The 16,428-nt window shown below is 72.5% G+C and carries 12 protein-coding genes; 6 read left to right on the forward strand and 6 right to left on the reverse strand.

Features of this window, described 5'->3' with window-relative positions:
- Positions 1 to 718: 718 nt before the first annotated feature.
- Positions 719 to 2,317, reverse strand: a complete 1,599-nt coding sequence (locus MXD60_RS04340; protein WP_248817642.1) for a hypothetical protein — start codon at positions 2,315 to 2,317, stop codon at positions 719 to 721.
- 1,375 nt (positions 2,318 to 3,692) lie between these two features.
- On the opposite strand from MXD60_RS04340, the gene MXD60_RS04345 reads away from it, so the two are divergent.
- On the forward strand, positions 3,693 to 3,830 hold the full coding sequence (locus tag MXD60_RS04345) for a hypothetical protein (protein ID WP_248817643.1): 138 nt from the start codon (positions 3,693 to 3,695) through the stop codon (positions 3,828 to 3,830).
- Between the two features lie 104 nt (positions 3,831 to 3,934).
- Here the strand turns inward: MXD60_RS04345 and rfbD are convergent, their stop codons facing one another.
- Together rfbD and MXD60_RS04355 are read right to left on the reverse strand one after the other, a co-directional pair.
- A complete protein-coding gene (gene rfbD / locus MXD60_RS04350; RefSeq protein ID WP_248817644.1) occupies positions 3,935 to 4,843 on the reverse strand; it encodes a dTDP-4-dehydrorhamnose reductase in 909 nt (302 codons plus the stop codon).
- A 132-nt stretch (positions 4,844 to 4,975) separates the two neighbouring features.
- Positions 4,976 to 6,682, reverse strand: coding sequence for an LCP family protein (locus tag MXD60_RS04355; RefSeq protein ID WP_518467328.1), 1,707 nt, complete (start codon positions 6,680 to 6,682; stop codon positions 4,976 to 4,978).
- A 281-nt stretch (positions 6,683 to 6,963) separates the two neighbouring features.
- Here MXD60_RS04355 and MXD60_RS04360 point away from each other — a divergent pair, with 281 nt between their 5' ends.
- Positions 6,964 to 8,043 carry a glucose-1-phosphate thymidylyltransferase gene (locus tag MXD60_RS04360; protein ID WP_248817645.1) on the forward strand — a complete coding sequence of 360 codons (1,080 nt, stop codon included), beginning with the start codon at positions 6,964 to 6,966 and terminating at the stop codon, positions 8,041 to 8,043.
- Here MXD60_RS04360 and MXD60_RS04365 read toward each other — a convergent pair.
- Positions 7,972 to 10,029, reverse strand: coding sequence for a glycosyltransferase family 39 protein (locus MXD60_RS04365; protein ID WP_248817646.1), 2,058 nt, complete (start codon positions 10,027 to 10,029; stop codon positions 7,972 to 7,974). The genes MXD60_RS04360 and MXD60_RS04365 overlap by 72 nt on opposite strands.
- A 525-nt stretch (positions 10,030 to 10,554) precedes the next feature.
- Positions 10,555 to 10,932 (reverse strand): hypothetical protein, encoded by a 378-nt coding sequence (locus MXD60_RS04370; protein ID WP_248817647.1) that lies wholly within the window; start codon positions 10,930 to 10,932, stop codon positions 10,555 to 10,557.
- A 46-nt stretch (positions 10,933 to 10,978) separates the two neighbouring features.
- Between MXD60_RS04370 and MXD60_RS04375 the strand changes: the two genes are divergently transcribed.
- The 3 genes from MXD60_RS04375 (at position 10,979) to MXD60_RS04385 (ending at position 14,852) form a co-directional block, all read left to right on the forward strand.
- Positions 10,979 to 12,244, forward strand: a complete 1,266-nt coding sequence (locus MXD60_RS04375; RefSeq protein ID WP_283097763.1) for an LCP family protein — start codon at positions 10,979 to 10,981, stop codon at positions 12,242 to 12,244.
- The gene (locus MXD60_RS04380; RefSeq protein ID WP_248817648.1) at positions 12,241 to 13,212 is read left to right on the forward strand and encodes a TIGR03089 family protein; all 972 of its coding nucleotides are present in this window, start codon (positions 12,241 to 12,243) and stop codon (positions 13,210 to 13,212) included. The genes MXD60_RS04375 and MXD60_RS04380 overlap by 4 nt, the downstream gene beginning before the upstream one ends.
- A 203-nt stretch (positions 13,213 to 13,415) precedes the next feature.
- A complete protein-coding gene (locus tag MXD60_RS04385; protein WP_248817649.1) occupies positions 13,416 to 14,852 on the forward strand; it encodes a UDP-glucose dehydrogenase family protein in 1,437 nt (478 codons plus the stop codon).
- Here MXD60_RS04385 and MXD60_RS04390 read toward each other — a convergent pair.
- A complete protein-coding gene (locus tag MXD60_RS04390) occupies positions 14,769 to 15,401 on the reverse strand; it encodes a beta-class carbonic anhydrase (protein WP_518467334.1) in 633 nt (210 codons plus the stop codon). The two genes, MXD60_RS04385 and MXD60_RS04390, sit on opposite strands and share 84 nt — an antisense overlap.
- 428 nt (positions 15,402 to 15,829) lie before the next feature.
- Between MXD60_RS04390 and MXD60_RS04395 the strand changes: the two genes are divergently transcribed.
- On the forward strand, positions 15,830 to 16,312 hold the full coding sequence (locus MXD60_RS04395; RefSeq protein WP_248817651.1) for a GtrA family protein: 483 nt from the start codon (positions 15,830 to 15,832) through the stop codon (positions 16,310 to 16,312).
- Positions 16,313 to 16,428 lie beyond the last annotated feature (116 nt).

Raw genomic sequence — 16,428 nt, forward strand, 5'->3', positions numbered from 1 at the left:
CTGGCCGGCGCGCCGACCGCGAACAGGACGAGCCCGACGATGATCCAGGGCCGCGGCCCCCGCCGGACCAGCGCGGCCGCGGCGGCGAGCAGGCCGGTGACCATGGCCGTGGCCAGCGCGTCGTTGTAGATCTGCCCGGCCGACGTCACGACCGCGCCGAGGACCCCGACGAGCGCCGCAGCACCCACGGCGACCTCGGGCCGTCCGGGCAACAACACCCGGCCGAGGACGGCCGTGGCGACGAGCACGGCGAGCCCGAACGCGACGTTGAGAACGCGGGCCGCCCGGAACCCCGCCCGCGGATGCCCCAGCGCCGTGCCAGCCCGCAGTGGCACCGCCTCCGCGGCGTAGAACAGCGGCGGATGGTTGGCGGTGTAGACGAGATCGTAGTTCGACAGCGGCCGACCGAGCGCCACCCCGCACACCCGGTCCGCCCGCGCGTCCACCGCGGCTCGGGCCGCGGCCGGCCCGAGCCGACACCCGACCGGCAGGCCCGGCATCCCCGGCAACCGCGACCGCAGCGGCGTGTCGAGTTCGGGCAGGGAGCCGTGCGCGACCTCGAGCGCGTAGGCGGTGTGCTGAACCTCGTCGGCGCTGGCGAACGGAGGGAGGACCGCGGCGACGAGCAGGCCCAGCGAGCAGAAGATGAGGCCGGCGGCAGCGACCCCGGCCACCAGCCAGCGCCGCGCGCAACGGGCGGGCCGCCGGCCGGCGTCGGTCACCCCGGGGTCCGGCGGCGCAGCACCGCGACGAACCAGGCCGCGCCGACGACTGCGGCAAGCCCGGCCGGGCCGATGACCGCCCCCAGGTAGCGGTAGTCGAAGCCGGCGGTGACCGCGGACAGCACCAGCGTCGACACGCTGGACCCGGCGGCCAGCCAGAACAGCCGTCCCGCGGCCAGGTGCCCGGTGCCGGCCCGCTCGACCGCCGCGCTGCCCGCGCCGGCCGGCCAGGGGCGGCGGCGCGTGCGGACCGGGCGGGCGAGGGCGAGTGCCGTCGCCGCCACGCCGGCGAGCAGCCCCAGCCCGATCAACGGCAGCGGCGGGTACGACAGCCGGGACCAGTCCGCGAGGGCAGCGGCGGGAGCGCGCACCGTGGTCGCGACGAAATAGCCGTCCTCGGCGTGCGGGTCGTCCGCCGGCAGCGCGTTCGTCGTCCTGGTCGGCAGTTCCCAGGTGTCCGCCCGGGAGGTCTTCGCCGTCTCGTGCGGCACGGGCGAGAGATAGCCGGCGAGATACCGCAGGGAGGAGGTCACGAGCATCCACGGTTGTTCGCGCACCGCCTGGTGGGCGAACTGGGCGGCGAGGTCCTCGCGACCCGCCGGGATCCCCCGGTGGCCCTGGCGCAACCGCGAGTCGGCGGGCCAGAGGTACCGCACCGGTGCGCCGCGCTGGGCCACAGGCCGCGGGTCGCACAGGGACCGCAGGTCGGGGCGGGAGAACGAGGCGCAGTCGACGAACGGCGCGACCCGGCCGTACAGGAAGTAGCCGGAGTGCGCCGACACCGTGAAGCCCTTGCCCTCGGACGCGCTCCAGCCCGCGTAGGCGCCGATCGGCGCGGCGGCCGCCAGCACGAACGCCGCCAACGGCAGCCCGGCGCGGGCACGCGCGCCCAGGCGGCTCCGGGCCGCGTCCACGATCAGCACGAGCGCCGCGACCAGGAGCGGACCGTAACCGACGGTACGTACGCACAACGCGGCGCCGAGCAACAGTCCGGCCACCGCCGCGGCCCGCGCGCCGGGCCGGACCGAACCGGCCAGGACCGCGACCCCCGCCGCGACGAGCACCCCGAACAGGCTGTCGGCCAGCACGAACTGACCCAGGTCCAGCACCCAGGGGGCCAGCAGGGCGGCCGCGGCCGCGAGCGCGGCGAGCCACGGACGACGCACCGCCCGCAGCGCTGCGGCGTAGAGCCCCACGGCCACCGCCAGCGTCAGCAGGTGCTGCACGACCACGATCCGGGTGAGGTGACCCGGTCCGTCGATCAGCCGCAGGAAGATCGGATAACCGGACGGCCGCCAGTCACCGGGCCAGAGGCCGCGCCACGCCTGGTCCAGATAGGCGCCGGAGTCACCGAGGTACATCAGCGCCGGCGGGTAGGCAACCAGCACGAGCGCCCGGGCCGTGGCCCCCAGGAGAAGGAGCACGCCGAACACCGCGTGCCGCCGCCCGAACCGCCACAGCGCCGCGGGACGCACCGGATGGGCCACGGCCGAAGCCGGCTCCGCCACGTCGCCGCCTGGCGCCGCGACCGGGTGAGGCTGCGTGGGGACGATCCCCCCGATGCTTTCGCCGGTGTCCTGGTCAACGCTGCCCATCATGTGCAGTCTCGCAGGTCATCACGGGAACGCCTCGGCTGGGTCGAGACGCCTGGCCGGACGGTGATCCCCGCTGTGGCACGGGTCTCGTGCTCGCGCGGACCCGATCCAAGGCCCGCCCGCATGCACCTCCAGGTGGCAGGCAGCACCTCGGGCCGCGGTCCTGCCCGAGGCACGTTGACGAGCCATGTCCGCGTCAGCCGCCCGTCAGGCGCACCGGTCCGGATGGCAACGGAATGGCCACGTAAACATGGCGACCATCACGCGACATGCCGGCGAAACCACGGTGACATGAATGCGGCGGCGGGATGACCAGACGTTTCACCTTTCCGACCACCGGGTGACGCCGAGGGAAGCACACAACAACAGCATGTGATCGGAAGTTCGATCATTACATCGATTCAGGGATCCGTCGGGCCGCAGCCCTCGACCACAGCCGTCGACCCGGCTGGCGCCGCGCCGACCTGCGACCGTCATCGCGGCGACGCCACCGCGGCGACGCCACCGCGGCAGCCGGGACCCACGGCGAAACCCTCGCTCGCCACGGATCAAGGAGCCCGGCTGGCGGTGCGCTGCCACCCACGCTGGCCACTGCCACCGCGACGGCGATCCCCGCCGCCCGACAGCCAAAGAAGCCCCGGAAGGGAGAACGCATTCCGACCTTCCGCCTGCCGCGACAGCAACCTGACAGCCGCGAGTCGCCTACTGGACGTTAACGATTCTCTCAAGGCCATCCGGAGCCGACACGCCGGCTCTCTTTACCATACAGCAGCGGCAAATCAATAAAGGGCATGAATTGCCGCTCGCATCTTCCGGCCGTCAACGTGGACCATGACCGGGCAACGGCACCGCGCCGCCGAGCGGTGTTGGGCGGCGCGAGGGATGCCGCTCGCGGCCGACAGCATATGCAGCATGAATGCATCATCGAGTGGCAAGTTCAGGTGAGCCCTCGACAGCAGAGTTTTTTGTACCAGCGCACACTCAGCACAGCAAGCATCGGTTGCGGCGGGTCGATCCGACCGTTTTGGTATCGCTCCTTGGCCAGACGTCGACTCATCTTGCTCATCTCGCTCATCTTGCTCATCTCCCGGTCCGGGATAAGGGTGCCCTGGTGCCCGGCTGCACGTTCTCCACTTGAAGAGGACGGCGGCGCCCATGGTCCGGATGAGTAGGTTCCTCCGTGTGGCGTGGCCAGCCGTTCCCCAACAGGAAGCGACGGACTGGAACACAGACGACCGACGAGCTGCCCCACGTACCGAGCCGTCCAGCGTCCTCGCCGTAGTGGTGTGCGTCACACTTGTGATCTACGTCGCAGCCACCCGGGACCCGCTGGCCGCCTCCATGCTGCTTGGCTGAGCTCGCCAAAGCGATGCTCGTGACGCGACCTCGGCGGGAGCCCGCTCCGAGTGCGGCCGACGTCACTCAGGCACAGCCGGAGCCGCTGACGCGCCCGCTCACCGCGATCGAGCTGAAGGTACTGATCACCATCGAGTTCGACGACCCGCCCCGCTGACCGAAGCGCCTGTCGTCGCGGCCCTCGGTCCGCGACGGCAGGCGTTCACCGACCCGTCCGGCCCCGGGGTCGGTACGCGGGTCACGCGGCCGGGCTGATCGTGATCAGCCGCGCAGGTCGTCGCCGGCGGCGGCGAAGGCGGCGCGCAGGGCCTCGTCCCAGGGGCGTAGCGGGGCGAGGCCGGCGTCGGTCCAGGAACGGGCCGACAGCACCGAGTACGCGGGCCGGGCGGCGGGGCGCGGGAAGGCATCCGTGGTCGTCGCGGTGACCGTCTCGGCGGGCAGGCCGACCTCGGCCATGATCTGGCGGGCGAAGCCGTACCAGGTGGTCTCGCCGGAGTTCGTGCAGTGGTAGATGCCGGGCGACGCCGAGGACGTGACCAGGTCGAGCAGGCCGCCGGCGAGGTCGGCCGACCACGTCGGCGAACCGGCCTGGTCGGCGACGACGGAGACCGAACCGCGCTCCCGGGCCAGCCGGCTGATCGTCTTGACGAAGTTACGGCCGGTCTGGCCGTACACCCAGGCGGTGCGGACGACGAACGACGCCGCCGGCAGCAACGCGAGCACGGCCTCCTCGCCGGCCAGCTTGGTCCGGCCGTATGCGCCGGCGGGGCCGGTCGCGTCCCCGGTCTCGTAGGGCTTCGACGCGCTGCCGTCGAAGACGTAGTCGGTCGACACCTGGACGAGGGTGGCGTCGACGGCGGCACAGGCGGCGGCGAGATGCGCGGGGCCGGTCGCGTTGACCGCATAGGCGCTGGCCTCGTCGGCCTCGGCGCCGTCCACGTCCGTCCACGCCGCGGTGTTGATGACGACGAGGCCGCCCTGGATCTTCGCCGGCCGCGCCTGGTCGCGCACCACGGCACGGACCCGCGCCGCGTCCGTGATGTCCAGGTCGGCGCGGGCCAGCCCCGCCCAGGCCCGCACCGGGGAGTCGGGTTGCGCCATCCGGGCGTCGAGCAGGCGGCAGAGGTCGGCACCGAGTTGTCCGGCGGCACCGGTCACGAGAACGCGCACGGCCCGAGTCTGGCAGAACCATCCGCCGGACCGTGACAGCCTCCGCGCCGGCGCGGGGACCGCGGCCACGAGGGCGCTCGGCGGTCGAAACCGGCGGTCGGCAGGGTGCCAGCGGCCAACAGCGGCCAGCGGTCAGTAGGTGCAGCCTGAGGTGATCTCCGACGCCGTCTCCGGGGCACTGGGCGCGCTCGGCACCGCGGCGGCCGATGGGGCGGCACTCGCCGCCGCGGCACCGCCGGCCGACGCCGGGGCCGACGCCGACGCCGGGGCCGATGTCGACGGGGTGACCACGGCGCTCGCCTTGAAGCTCGTGCCAAGGATCAGGCTCACGCGGCCGGCGGGAACGGCGGTGTCCTCCTGCAGCCGGCTGCCGGGCACCGCCGCCTGCACGGTTCTGGCCGCCCCGACGTCCCCTGGGTGGTACCGAACCTGGGAGGCCGTCAGGGTGCCGTGGGACCAGGTCCGGGACGAGCCGACCTGGAAGCCCGCCCGGGTCAGCCGGGTCGCTGCGGAGCCGGCCAGGCCGGAGATGCTGGCACCGTTGTAGACGTCGACCGTCACCGCGGACGCGGGCACCGTCGGTGACGGGCTCGCGGACCGCGTGGTGGACCGGCCCGGCCGGCCGCGCAACGGCGCGAGGAACTTCTCCAGGGCGATCGGGTCGTAGAGCTGGACCGCGCCGAACCGCGGCAGCTCACCGAGCGCGTTGGCCCCCTCCGCCGGCGTCGGCGTGTGCACCGGGATCGTCTCGAACCGGATCTGGTCGGCGGACATCCCCCGCAGCCGGGTCGCCAGCGCGCGCAGATCGTTGATGCTGGTCCCGTCATCGACGGTGAGCGCACCGGTTGCCGCGTGCACCAGGCTTTCCAGCCGGACCGGGTTGGCCAGGACACCCGTCGAGGTCGCCTGGGTGAACACGGCGCCGATGAACTGCTGCTGCCGGCGGATGCGGTCGAAGTCGTTGTCCGGCAGGCCGTGTCGTTGGCGCACGAAGGCGAGGGCCTGCTCGCCGTTGAGCCGGTTCTCGCCGACCCGGCCACGCCACTGCGACCACGGGTCGTACAGATTCGACCGTGAGCCGTCCGGCAGCGCCTTCACACAGACGGTGACTCCACCGAGGGCGTCGGTCATGGACTTGAACCCGGCGAGATCGATCGAGACATAATGGTCGATCTTGATGTCGGTGAGGGACTCGATCGTCCGGATCAGCAGGCTCGGGCCACCGAGGGTGATCGCCGAGTTGAGCTTGGCGCGGCCGTGCCCGGGGATGCGCACCAGGGTGTCCCGCGGGAAGGAGACCATCGTGGTCGTCCCGTCGGCATCCAGATGCGCGAGCATCGTGGTGTCCGAGCGTTCGTCGGTGACCGCTCCCTGGCGCTGGTACTCGTTGCCGGTGCCGGCCCGACTGTCCGAGCCGACGAGCAGGTAGTTGCGGGTTCCGGAGACGGCGTCGGCAGGACGATCATCGCCGAGGCCGAGCCGGATCCGGTGGATCTGCGCGCCGAAGTACTCGTACGCGGTCCACCCGCCCACCGTGGTCAGCAGGATCAGTGCCGAGAGCAGGCCCGCCAGCAGCAGGGCCAGACGCCCGAACGGCGAGCCCTCCCGCTGGGCGTCCGGTCCCGCCGGGACGACCTCGGTCGAGGCGTTCCCCGCAGCCGAGCCGGCTTCGGACAGCCCGGCCGGGTCACCCAGGGCGGACGGGGACGGCGATGCCGGCTGCGCCGGGGACGCGGGTCTGGCCGGGGGCTGCTTTCCGGCCCGGCCGCGGCGGCCGGCCCGAGGCCCTCGACGATCGGTCCGCGGATCATCCGGCGAACGCGGCGGCGCATCGGTCACCGTGTCCCCCTCCCAGGCGGCCGCGAAATCTCACGAGTCGTGGAACGATCAGGTGGCCCGTCGCCATTCCGGCGCGCCGGCCGGAGCGAACCCCTTCGGCTACTCAACGTACCCGTATCGGATGGCGCGTACCCGTCACCGCCCCGCTGCGGCGAGAACAGCCGGTCACCATCCGCGACATGTGATGCGTCCCCGACAAAGGGATCCACCGGGCCAGAAACCGACGGCGCGCCCGCGGTTGCTCTCCATCCGGGCGGCGCCACACGATAGAGTCGCGGATCATGAAGGCCCTCGTTCTCGCGGGTGGATCGGGAACCCGTCTGCGGCCGATCACCCACACCTCTGCCAAGCAGCTTGTTCCGGTCGCCAACAAACCGGTGCTCTTCTACGGGTTGGAAGCCATTCGCGAAGCCGGCATCGTCGATGTCGGCATCATCGTCGGCGAAACGGCCGCGGAGATCGAGACCGCGGTCGGCGACGGTTCGGCGTTCGGGATCCGCGTCACCTACATCCAGCAGGAGGCACCTCTCGGCCTCGCGCATGCGGTGCTGATCGCCCGCGACTTCCTCGGCGACGACGATTTCGTCATGTACCTGGGCGACAACCTCATCATCGGCGGCATCTCCAGTCTGGTGGAGGAGTTCCGGCGGAACGCTCCGGACGCCCTGATTCTGCTGACGAAGGTGGATAATCCGTCCGCGTTCGGTGTCGCGGAACTCGGTGCCGAGGGGCGAATCGTCAGGCTGGTCGAGAAGCCCCAGGTACCCCCGAGTGACCTCGCCCTCGTCGGCGTCTACATGTTCGGCACGGCCATCCACGAGGCGGTCCGGGCGATCAAACCGTCCGCCCGGGGCGAGCTGGAGATCACCGAAGCCATCCAGTGGCTCGTCGACGGCGACCGCGACGTGTCCTCGCACCTCGTCGAGGGCTACTGGAAGGACACCGGCCGGCTGACCGACATGCTGGAAACGAACCGGCACCTGCTGGAATCGGTCGAGCCGGCCATCCATGGCAGCGTCGACGCCGACAGTTCGATCGTGGGCCGGGTCGTCATCGAGGAAGGCGCCTCGCTGATCCGCTCGACCGTGCGCGGTCCGGCCATCATCGGCCGGAACACCACCCTGATCGACACCTATGTCGGACCCTTTACGTCGATCTTCCACTCGTGCGCCATCGAACGCACCGAGATCGAGTACTCGATCGTCCTGGAGCGGGCGACGATCCGCGGCATCGGCCGCATCGAGGACTCCCTGATCGGGCGGGACGTGGAGGTCGTGCCGTCGGCGGCCCTACCGAAGGCGCACCGCCTCATGCTCGGGGACCACTCCCGCGTCTCCGTGGCCACCGTCCCGGGAGCCTGATCCATCCGAGGGCGCCGTCTGAGCCGTCCGCCGGCCCGGCCGAGAGCCGTGGCCGGCGCGGGCCCCCGGCGCTGCCTTGGCGCCGATCGCGGCGAGGACGACGTTCGCGGTGAAAAGCGCGGCCGTCACCACGAACACGGCGACGGTCACGCCGATCGGGAACGGCGCCCAGCGGCCGATCCCTGACACCACCTGCGGAATCCGGGCCGGCGTGAACACCACCCGACGCGGCAGCCAGTAGTACGAACAGATCGCCAACAGCGCGGCGGCCTGCATCAGCAGCGCCGCCACCAGTATCACCAACGGGGCGAAGCGCTCGCGCCCGGACAACGCCCGACGCAGCCCCAGCGCGACCACGACGGCCAGACCGACGATGCCCAGGTAGAGGTAGCGGCCCTGGACGGCGATCCCGCGAGTGTAGATCTTGTAGTCCGCCCAGCTGCGCTGACCGACCGAGAGGTACGCGAAGGCGACCGGCAGCAGGAGCACCACCACGCCGGCGGCGCCGACCAGCCGCTCGGCCCGGGACAGTCGACGCCAGCCACCGACGACGGCCGTCACGCTCAGGCCGACGACGATGACCGTTGCCAGCACGATCGCGACCGGAGAGAGCTGCGGCGGTTCGAACAGCCCGAGTCCGCCCCAGAACCGCGAGATCATCGTGCGGAGGAAGTACCAGAACCAGGTGAAGAACGAGTCGGGCAGCAGCAGCGGCTCCCGCCGCGGCGGATCGGTCGCCCAGCCGTTGGGCTGCACGGCGCCGTACAGCACGTCGTTACGCACCCACCACCAGCCGCCGATCGCGACGCCGACGCCGACGCCGAGCCCCGCGGGCACCCAGGGCAGCGACGCCACCTCCGACCGCGCGGTCCGCGCCCAGCGGGCCAGCCGCGTGCCACCCTCCGCCGCCGGGCCGCGGCGGCGCCCGGCGCGCCACCAACCCACCAGGTACGCCGACGCGATCATGAAGGGCAGCGTGAGGGCGAATGCCTTGGACAGCAGGGCGAGCCCGAACCACAACCCGACGAGCCCGGCGGTGCGCCGACGTAGGTCACCCCGCATCACGCCGGCGAGGACGACCGTGAGCGCGCCGGTGGTCAGCGTCAGGATCCCGTCGTTGTTGAACGTGGCGCCGACCCGGGTGAACCCGGGGATGGCCAGCGGCAACGCGGCTGCCGCCAGCGCCGCGGGCTCGCCGAGCCCGAAGCGGCGCGCGGCGAGCCAGCCCAGCAGTGGCAGCGGCGCCACGACCAGGATGTTCAACAGTCGCAGGACGAACACCTGGCGGTCGTACGCCCAGTCCCGCGAGCCGGGCAGGAGGTAGAGCAGGACGGCGCCGGCCGCGTAGATCAACGGTGGGTGCTGCACCATCTGGTTGGACAGCCGGCCGTCGTCGACCGGCGTGACACCACCCAGGGCGTCGAAGGACTTCCGCTCGTCGCGCGGGGTCGGGTCGATCTCGGCGAACGACGGCGCGCCGCGCCGCTTGCCGCCGGACTGGAACATGTCCGCGTACCGGCCGCGGTCGAAGTCGTCCGACGTCGCCGCGACCCCGGTGGCGATCATCTTCTTGCCCGGGGCCGGCCACCCGACGCCGTGCTGCAGGCCGTAGACCATGTCGACGTGCTGGGCCTCGTCGTAGCCCGCCCAGGTCGGGTAGACGAACGCGTAGCTGACCAGCATCGCCACGTGCACCGCGGTGATGAGCAGCAGCAGGGCGGGCCCGCGGCGCCCCCGTCGCCGCCGTCGCCGCCGTCGCCGCCGGGGACCATCGGACTCCGGCGCCGCGCGCTGTCCGGGCAGCGCGGGCAGCGCGGTGGCACCGGTGGCGTCGACGGCATCGGCATCCGCGCTGGTGGCGCTGGGTGCTGCCAGGTCGCGGGCGCCGGCATCCGCCACGGCCGTGGCTGGTTCGGCGTCGGTCACGGTGCGCGCGGCGGGCGGGGGGTTCGGACGCTCGGCGGGCGTCAGCTCCGGCTCATCCATGGTTGACGCAAGGTTAGACGGCTCCTCCCGGCCGCCCCTCGCCCCGCCCACGCCGAGCCAGCGCCGGCACCCGCCTGGTCACTTTCCGTGCCAGCCAGCCGGGCTGACCAGGGCGAACCGCCGCGGGTCGGCGGGTCCCGCCTACCCGCAGGGAGACCCCCGGGACAACCTCCCGCCCCCCGCCGCGGGTCTTTAGCTCCAGTTAAGTCGTAACCCAAGGCCGCCAGCGCGTTCCGAAGGCTTCCCCAAGCCATCCGATCAAGGAGCGTCAGCGACCCCGTGCGTTTCAGTCAGCCAGCATCGACACCGTCCGTTCCGCGCCCCCGAACCATTCCACGGCAGCGCGACGATGATCCATCAGGTCTCCCACCGCGGCCCCGGCCAGCGCGCGGGATCTCGGACCGCTCGACCCCGCGGCGAACCCGCGGCAACGCACCGCCACCGCCCGGTTGGTCGCCCCCGTCCGCCGAGACGACCACGACCCTGCGACGTCCGGGCCATCCGCAACGTCCGGCCGACAGCCCGTCACACGGCCGGGCCCCGGGGCCGGGCCGCCGGCCGGCGCCGCGCCGACGACCCGCCCGCCGGCCTGCCCATGTGCTGCCGGCGGACCTCGATCCGCGACAGCCGCGCCGGCGCCGCGCGCCCTGGCAACGCCTGGCCCTCGTCGTCGGTGCACTGGCCTCCGCGCTCGTTCTCGCGGTCAGCACCCTGGGCTGGGTCGCCTACCGGCATCTCGACGGCGCGATCGTCCGGGAACGCTGGACCATCGACGGCGCCCGGCCAGCCGGGGTGGCCGGCGCGCAGAACATCCTCCTGCTCGGCGACGACAGCCGGGCCGGCACCGACGGCGAGTACGGCGAGGTCGACGGAGTCCGCTCGGACACGACGATCGTCGTGCATCTCGCCCGGGACGGCTCGGCGACCCTAGCTGTGGTTCCCGCGCGACATGCTCGTGCCGGTCGTCCCCCGCAGCCGGGCGAGCGCGCACGACGGGCGCGCGAAACTCACCGAGGTGCTGGCCCTCGCCGGCGTTCCGGGCCTGGTCAGCACGATCGAGACGCTGACCGGCCTGAAGATCGACCACACCGTCTCGATCAATCTCGCCGGCTTCCGCGCCATGACGGAGGCGGTCGGTGGAGTCACCGTGTGCGTGACGCCACTGCCGGGTGGCAGCACCCGCAACCTGCACGACGCGATGTCCGGCTGGAACGGTCATCTGGGCCTCAACCGGCTCAACGGCGAGCAGGCCCTCGCTTTCGTCCGCACCCGGTACGCCCTCGGCGACGAGCGGTTGCGCATCCTGCGCCAGCAACAGTTCCTCTCCCGGCTCCTGGCCACCGCGACCAGCGCCGGCGTCCTCACCAGCCCGCCGAAGATCACCGCGCTGCTCAACGCGGTCGGCGGGACCCTGCGGGTCGACTCGGGTCTCAACCAGGAGGAACTGCTCCGGCTGGCGAAACGGATCAACGGGCTGCGGTCGAACAAGGTGCAGTTCGTCACCGTCCCGACGCGCGTTGCACTGCGGTCCGACGGCGCCGTCGACGACCTTGGCACCATCCCGCCGCACGGCGCGGTGCTGCTCGCCGACCAGGCCGGACTCGACCGGGTGCTCGCGCCGCTACGGCCGGCGCCAGGCACACCGGCGCCCGCGCCCGCCACCGGTTCCGCCGCCGCCGTCGCACCCGTCGCGGTGCCCGTCGCCGCCGTGCGCAACGCCTCGGGGCGGACGGGACTCGCCGCCGCCACAGTCGACGCCCTGCGCTCGCTCGGATTCACTGGATCGATGACGACCTCGACGGCAGCGGCTCAGCCGCTCACCGAGATCCACCACTCCCCGGCACTGACCGACGCCGCGCGTGCCCTGGCCGCCCGGTTGCCCGGCAGCCGGCTCGTCGAGGACGGATCCGCTCCCGGCGACGGACTCGTCGTGATCCTCGGGACGACCTTCCCCGGGCTCCCGACCGGCTCCGCAACCACCGCAACCACCGCAACCACCACGACCAGCACCGGCGCCGCAACGATCACCAGCGCGATGATGACCGCCACCCGCGTGGGCGCCGCCGTCGGCTCCGGGACCGCCAGGGTGACCCCCGTCGCCACCGCCACCGCCACCGCCACGGCGGGGACGGGCGCCACGGCGGGGACGGGCGCTACGGCGGGGACGCGCGCCACGGCGGCGCCGTTCACCATCAACACCACCTGCACGCCGTGACCGCCTCCGCTACGCCCCGGCTGGTGTCCGCGGCCAGCCTGCTGGACCCGGCGAGCACCGCCGCCGGGGCCGAACCGCAGGTGTCCGCGGGCGCCTCGGGCATCGCCGGCCTGTTCGCCCGCCGGCTGGCGACGGACCCGGCGCGACCACTGGTGACCTTTTACGACGACGCGACCGGCGAGCGGCTCGAGTTCTCGGCGACCACCTTCGACAACTGGGTGGCGAAGACCGCGAACATGCTCGTGGACACCCTGGGCCTCGCCCCCGGTGACCAGATCGGCATCGCCCTGCCGGCCCACTGGCTCGGCCTGGTCATCACGCTCGCCGGCTGGTCGGCGGGGCTGGACGTCCTCGTCATCCCGGCGGACTCCGATCCCGACACCGCCGGGACCGGCCCCGAGCCGGCGACGACCCGGCTCGGGGCGCTGTTCGTCGCCGAGGACAGGCTCGACTCGACGGCGGCGCTGGCGGCCGACGAGACGGTCGCTCTCTCGTTGCGCCCGATGGGCGGCCGGTTGGCCCGGCCGATCCCCGGCGTCCTCGACTACGCCACCGAGGTCCCCCCGCACGGCGACCGCTTCGCCGCTCCGCCGGCCCCCCCGCACCAGGCTGGCCTGGTGCGGGCGGCGATGCGGACCGCGGCGGCCTGGGACCTCACGGCCACGGACCGGATCCTGTGCACCGCTGCGGCCGACACGGCCGAGGGCCTGCTCGGCGGCCTGCTCGCGCCGTTGGCGGCCGGGGCGTCGATCGTGCTGTGCCGCCGGCTCGATCCGGGCACCCTGGATCGCCGGGCCGAGACCGAACGGATCACCGCCGTCCTCGCGCCACTCGAGGCCGTCGGCACCGTTGTGGGCTCGGACGCCGGTGCGGCCGGTGCGGCCGAGGCGGCCGGAGTGGCCGGAGTGGCCGGTTGGCCCTTCTCGACGGCCGCGGTGCGCGTTCTGCGCCTCCCCCGCCACGGGTGACGCCTGGACGGGCCCTCGTGGGAACCGACGCGGACGGGTAGTCACTACGCTCGTCAGCCGGAGGCTTTCGGTGCGCGACCTTCGCGGCGGACGGTGTCGGCCGCGTCACCGCGCCGCGGCCGGCCCGGCTGGTCGGGACGACCACGCGGCTGTCCCGGCTGCCGGGCGCCGTTCGGCGGCCAGGTCGATCCCTCAGGGCGGAGGTGCTGGGCGTGAGCAGGTCGACCGATCCGCGGATCAGTGTCATCGGCACGGGCTATCTCGGCGCGACCCAGGCGGTATGCCTGGCGGAGCTGGGCTTCGAGGTCGTCGGCATCGACATCGATGCCACCCGGGTCCGGCGGCTGTCCACGGGCGAGGTGCCGTTCTACGAGCCCGGCCTGGAGGCGCTCCTGCGGAAGAACCTGGAAGCCGGGCGACTGACCTTCTCGAGCTCCCTGGCCGAGGCCGTCGACCGGGCCGACACCCATTTCGTCTGCGTCGGTACGCCGCAGCGGGCCGATTCGGACGCCGCCGACCTGCGTCACGTCGACGCCGCGGTCAGCGGGCTGATCGCGGCCGGGCTCGGGCCGGGCGACCTGATCGTCGGCAAGTCGACGGTGCCCGCCGGCACGGCGGCCCGCCTCGCCGCGAAGCTCGCCGTCGGCGCGCCCGGGGCGGAACTGGCCTGGAATCCGGAGTTCCTGCGCGAGGGTTTCGCCGTCGACGACACGCTTCGTCCCGATCGGCTGGTCTTCGGCGTCACCCCGGGTGGCTACGCGCAGGAGCGGCTGCGCACCATCTTCGGCCGACTGATCGACAACGGCGCACCCGTCATCGTGACGGACTACGCGACCGCCGAGCTGACCAAGGGCGCCGCGAACGCCTTTCTCGCCACCAAGATCTCCTTCATCAACGCGATGGCCGAGGTGTGTGACGCCGTCGGGGGCGACGTCGTCGCGCTGGCCGGCGCGCTGGCCCATGACGACCGGATCGGACCGCTGTTCCTGCGGGCCGGCATCGGGTTCGGCGGTGGCTGCCTGCCGAAGGACATCCGGGCCCTGCAGGCCCGCGCCCGCGAGCTCGGGGTCGGGCCGGCGATGGCGTTCCTGCGCGAGGTGGACACGGTGAACGTCCGCGCGCGCGAGCGGGCGGTGGCACTGGCCCGCGAGGTGCTGGGAGACACGCCGGCGAACCGGGCCGTCGGAGTGCTGGGCGTGGCCTTCAAGCCGAACTCCGACGACATCCGCGACTCGCCGGCGCTCGAGGTCGCACTCGCCCTGCACCGGGCCGGCGCGCACGTGGCGGTGTACGACCCGGCTGCGGTGACGGCCGCCCAGGAGGTCCACCCGAATCTTCACTTCGCGGATTCGGTGGTCGGCGCGGTGGCCGGTGCCGAGGTCGTCCTCGTCCTCACCGAATGGGCCGAGTTCCGCGAGCTGGACCCGGCCGTCCTGCGTCCGCACGTCGCCCGGCCGGTCGTCATCGACGGCCGTGGAGCGCTGGATCCGCGCGTCTGGCGGGCGGCCGGCTGGACCTACCGGGCCCTGGGCCGACCGCCGCTCGGACCGCTGCCCTCAGAGCTCGACCTCGACCACCGCACCGGTCTCGACCTGGTAGATGAAGCCTCGCACCGAGGTCGTGGCCTGCAGGAAGGGTGAGGACCGCAGGATCCGCAGCGAGACCCGGACGTCGTCCTCCACGTTCGCGAAGGCCTGCACCGACCATTCCGGGCGCACGCCGGTGTCGCGTTCCAGCTGGTCCCGGAAGCCGTCTTCGGTGATCTTCTCCAGCCCACAGCCGGTGTGGTGCAGCAGGATGATCTCCTTGGTGCCCAGCACGTTCTGGCTTACGGCGAGTGAGCGGACCACGTCGGTGGTGACGACGCCGCCGGCGTTGCGCAGGATGTGCGCGTCGCCCTCGGCCAGGCCCAGCAATGCCTCGACGTTGATCCGCGCGTCCATGCACGCGACCACCGCGACTCCGAGTCGCGGGCTGGCCGGGGTGTCCGCCAGCCCGGCCTCCTGGCGGCGGGCCGGGTTGCCGGCGGCGTAGGTCAGCAGCAGTTCCGTGGCCGTGGCCATGCCCTCACGATCGTCTTCCGGCGGGATGACATCCGCCGGCCGAGTGCTGTCACCGCTCACGTCTGCGGCCTCCCGGTGCCTGATGGACGTCGACTGCCCGCTGGACATCGACTGCCTACTGGACATCGACATCAGCCGTGCGTCCGGCTGGGTGAGCACGTCTGCCGGCTCCCAGAGCAGATCATGATCGTCGGTCCTCCGATCGGTGTGCAGCCCGCGCGCCGCGTCAGCCAGGATGCCGCGCTCCTACCCAGGAGCGCCAACGTTTAGCGGATTCGACGGGGTTGCGCCACTCACGTAGCCCGGCGCAGCGAATCACCTGCATCACCTACAGTAAAACAGGGAACACAACACGGGTGCGGCAAACACACTCGCGTTACAGGTCATCACCACCCGGGGCCGATCGGGATGACGAACCACGGGCGACGGAGCCGGACCCGCGGTCAGACCGGGGGGGTGGGGCCATCCGCGGAACGGGCCAGCCGGTACTCTCCACTGGTGGTAGGAATCGATCGAGGTCGTCGGTGGTGAGTCACCGGCAGGCACGCTCGCCGATGCAGGTACTCATCCACGAGATGGGCAAGTTCGGCTTGGTCGGTGGCGCCTGCTACGCCATCGACTTCCTGGTTTCGAACCTGTGTCACACGGTTCTCGGCGTCGGCCCACTCAGCGCGAAGACGATCTCCACGGTGATCGCGGCCACCGTCTCCTATATCGGGAATCGGCAGTGGTCCTTCAACCACCGAGCCCGAACCGGGCTGCGGCGGGAGTACACGCTCTTCGTGATCCTGAATACGATTGGCCTCCTGATCGCGCTCGGCTGCCTCGGGTTCGCCCGATACGCGCTCGATCTGCGTGGCGTGCTTGCCTTCAACCTGTTTGGCAATGTTCTCGGTACCGGGCTGGGCACGGTCTTCCGCTTCTGGGCCTACAAGAAGTGGGTCTTCCTGCACCCCGACCACCCGAAGGCCGCCACGCGCCCCGATCTCGACCCGCGAACCCGCAGCGCGGTGCCGGAGCACGCCGGCCAGGTCTGACAGCCGCCGCCCGGCGCCTGCTGGCGGCGGCGCCCCTCGGCCGGGCCAGGCCGGACCGCCGGGGCCGTCCGCTCGGCACAAGCCCGTTGTCATCTGTCCGCGGCCTACCAGTCCCG

Origin of the sequence: Frankia sp. AgB32, assembly GCF_023243045.1 — a bacterium.
Taxonomy (GTDB): domain Bacteria; phylum Actinomycetota; class Actinomycetes; order Frankiales; family Frankiaceae; genus Frankia.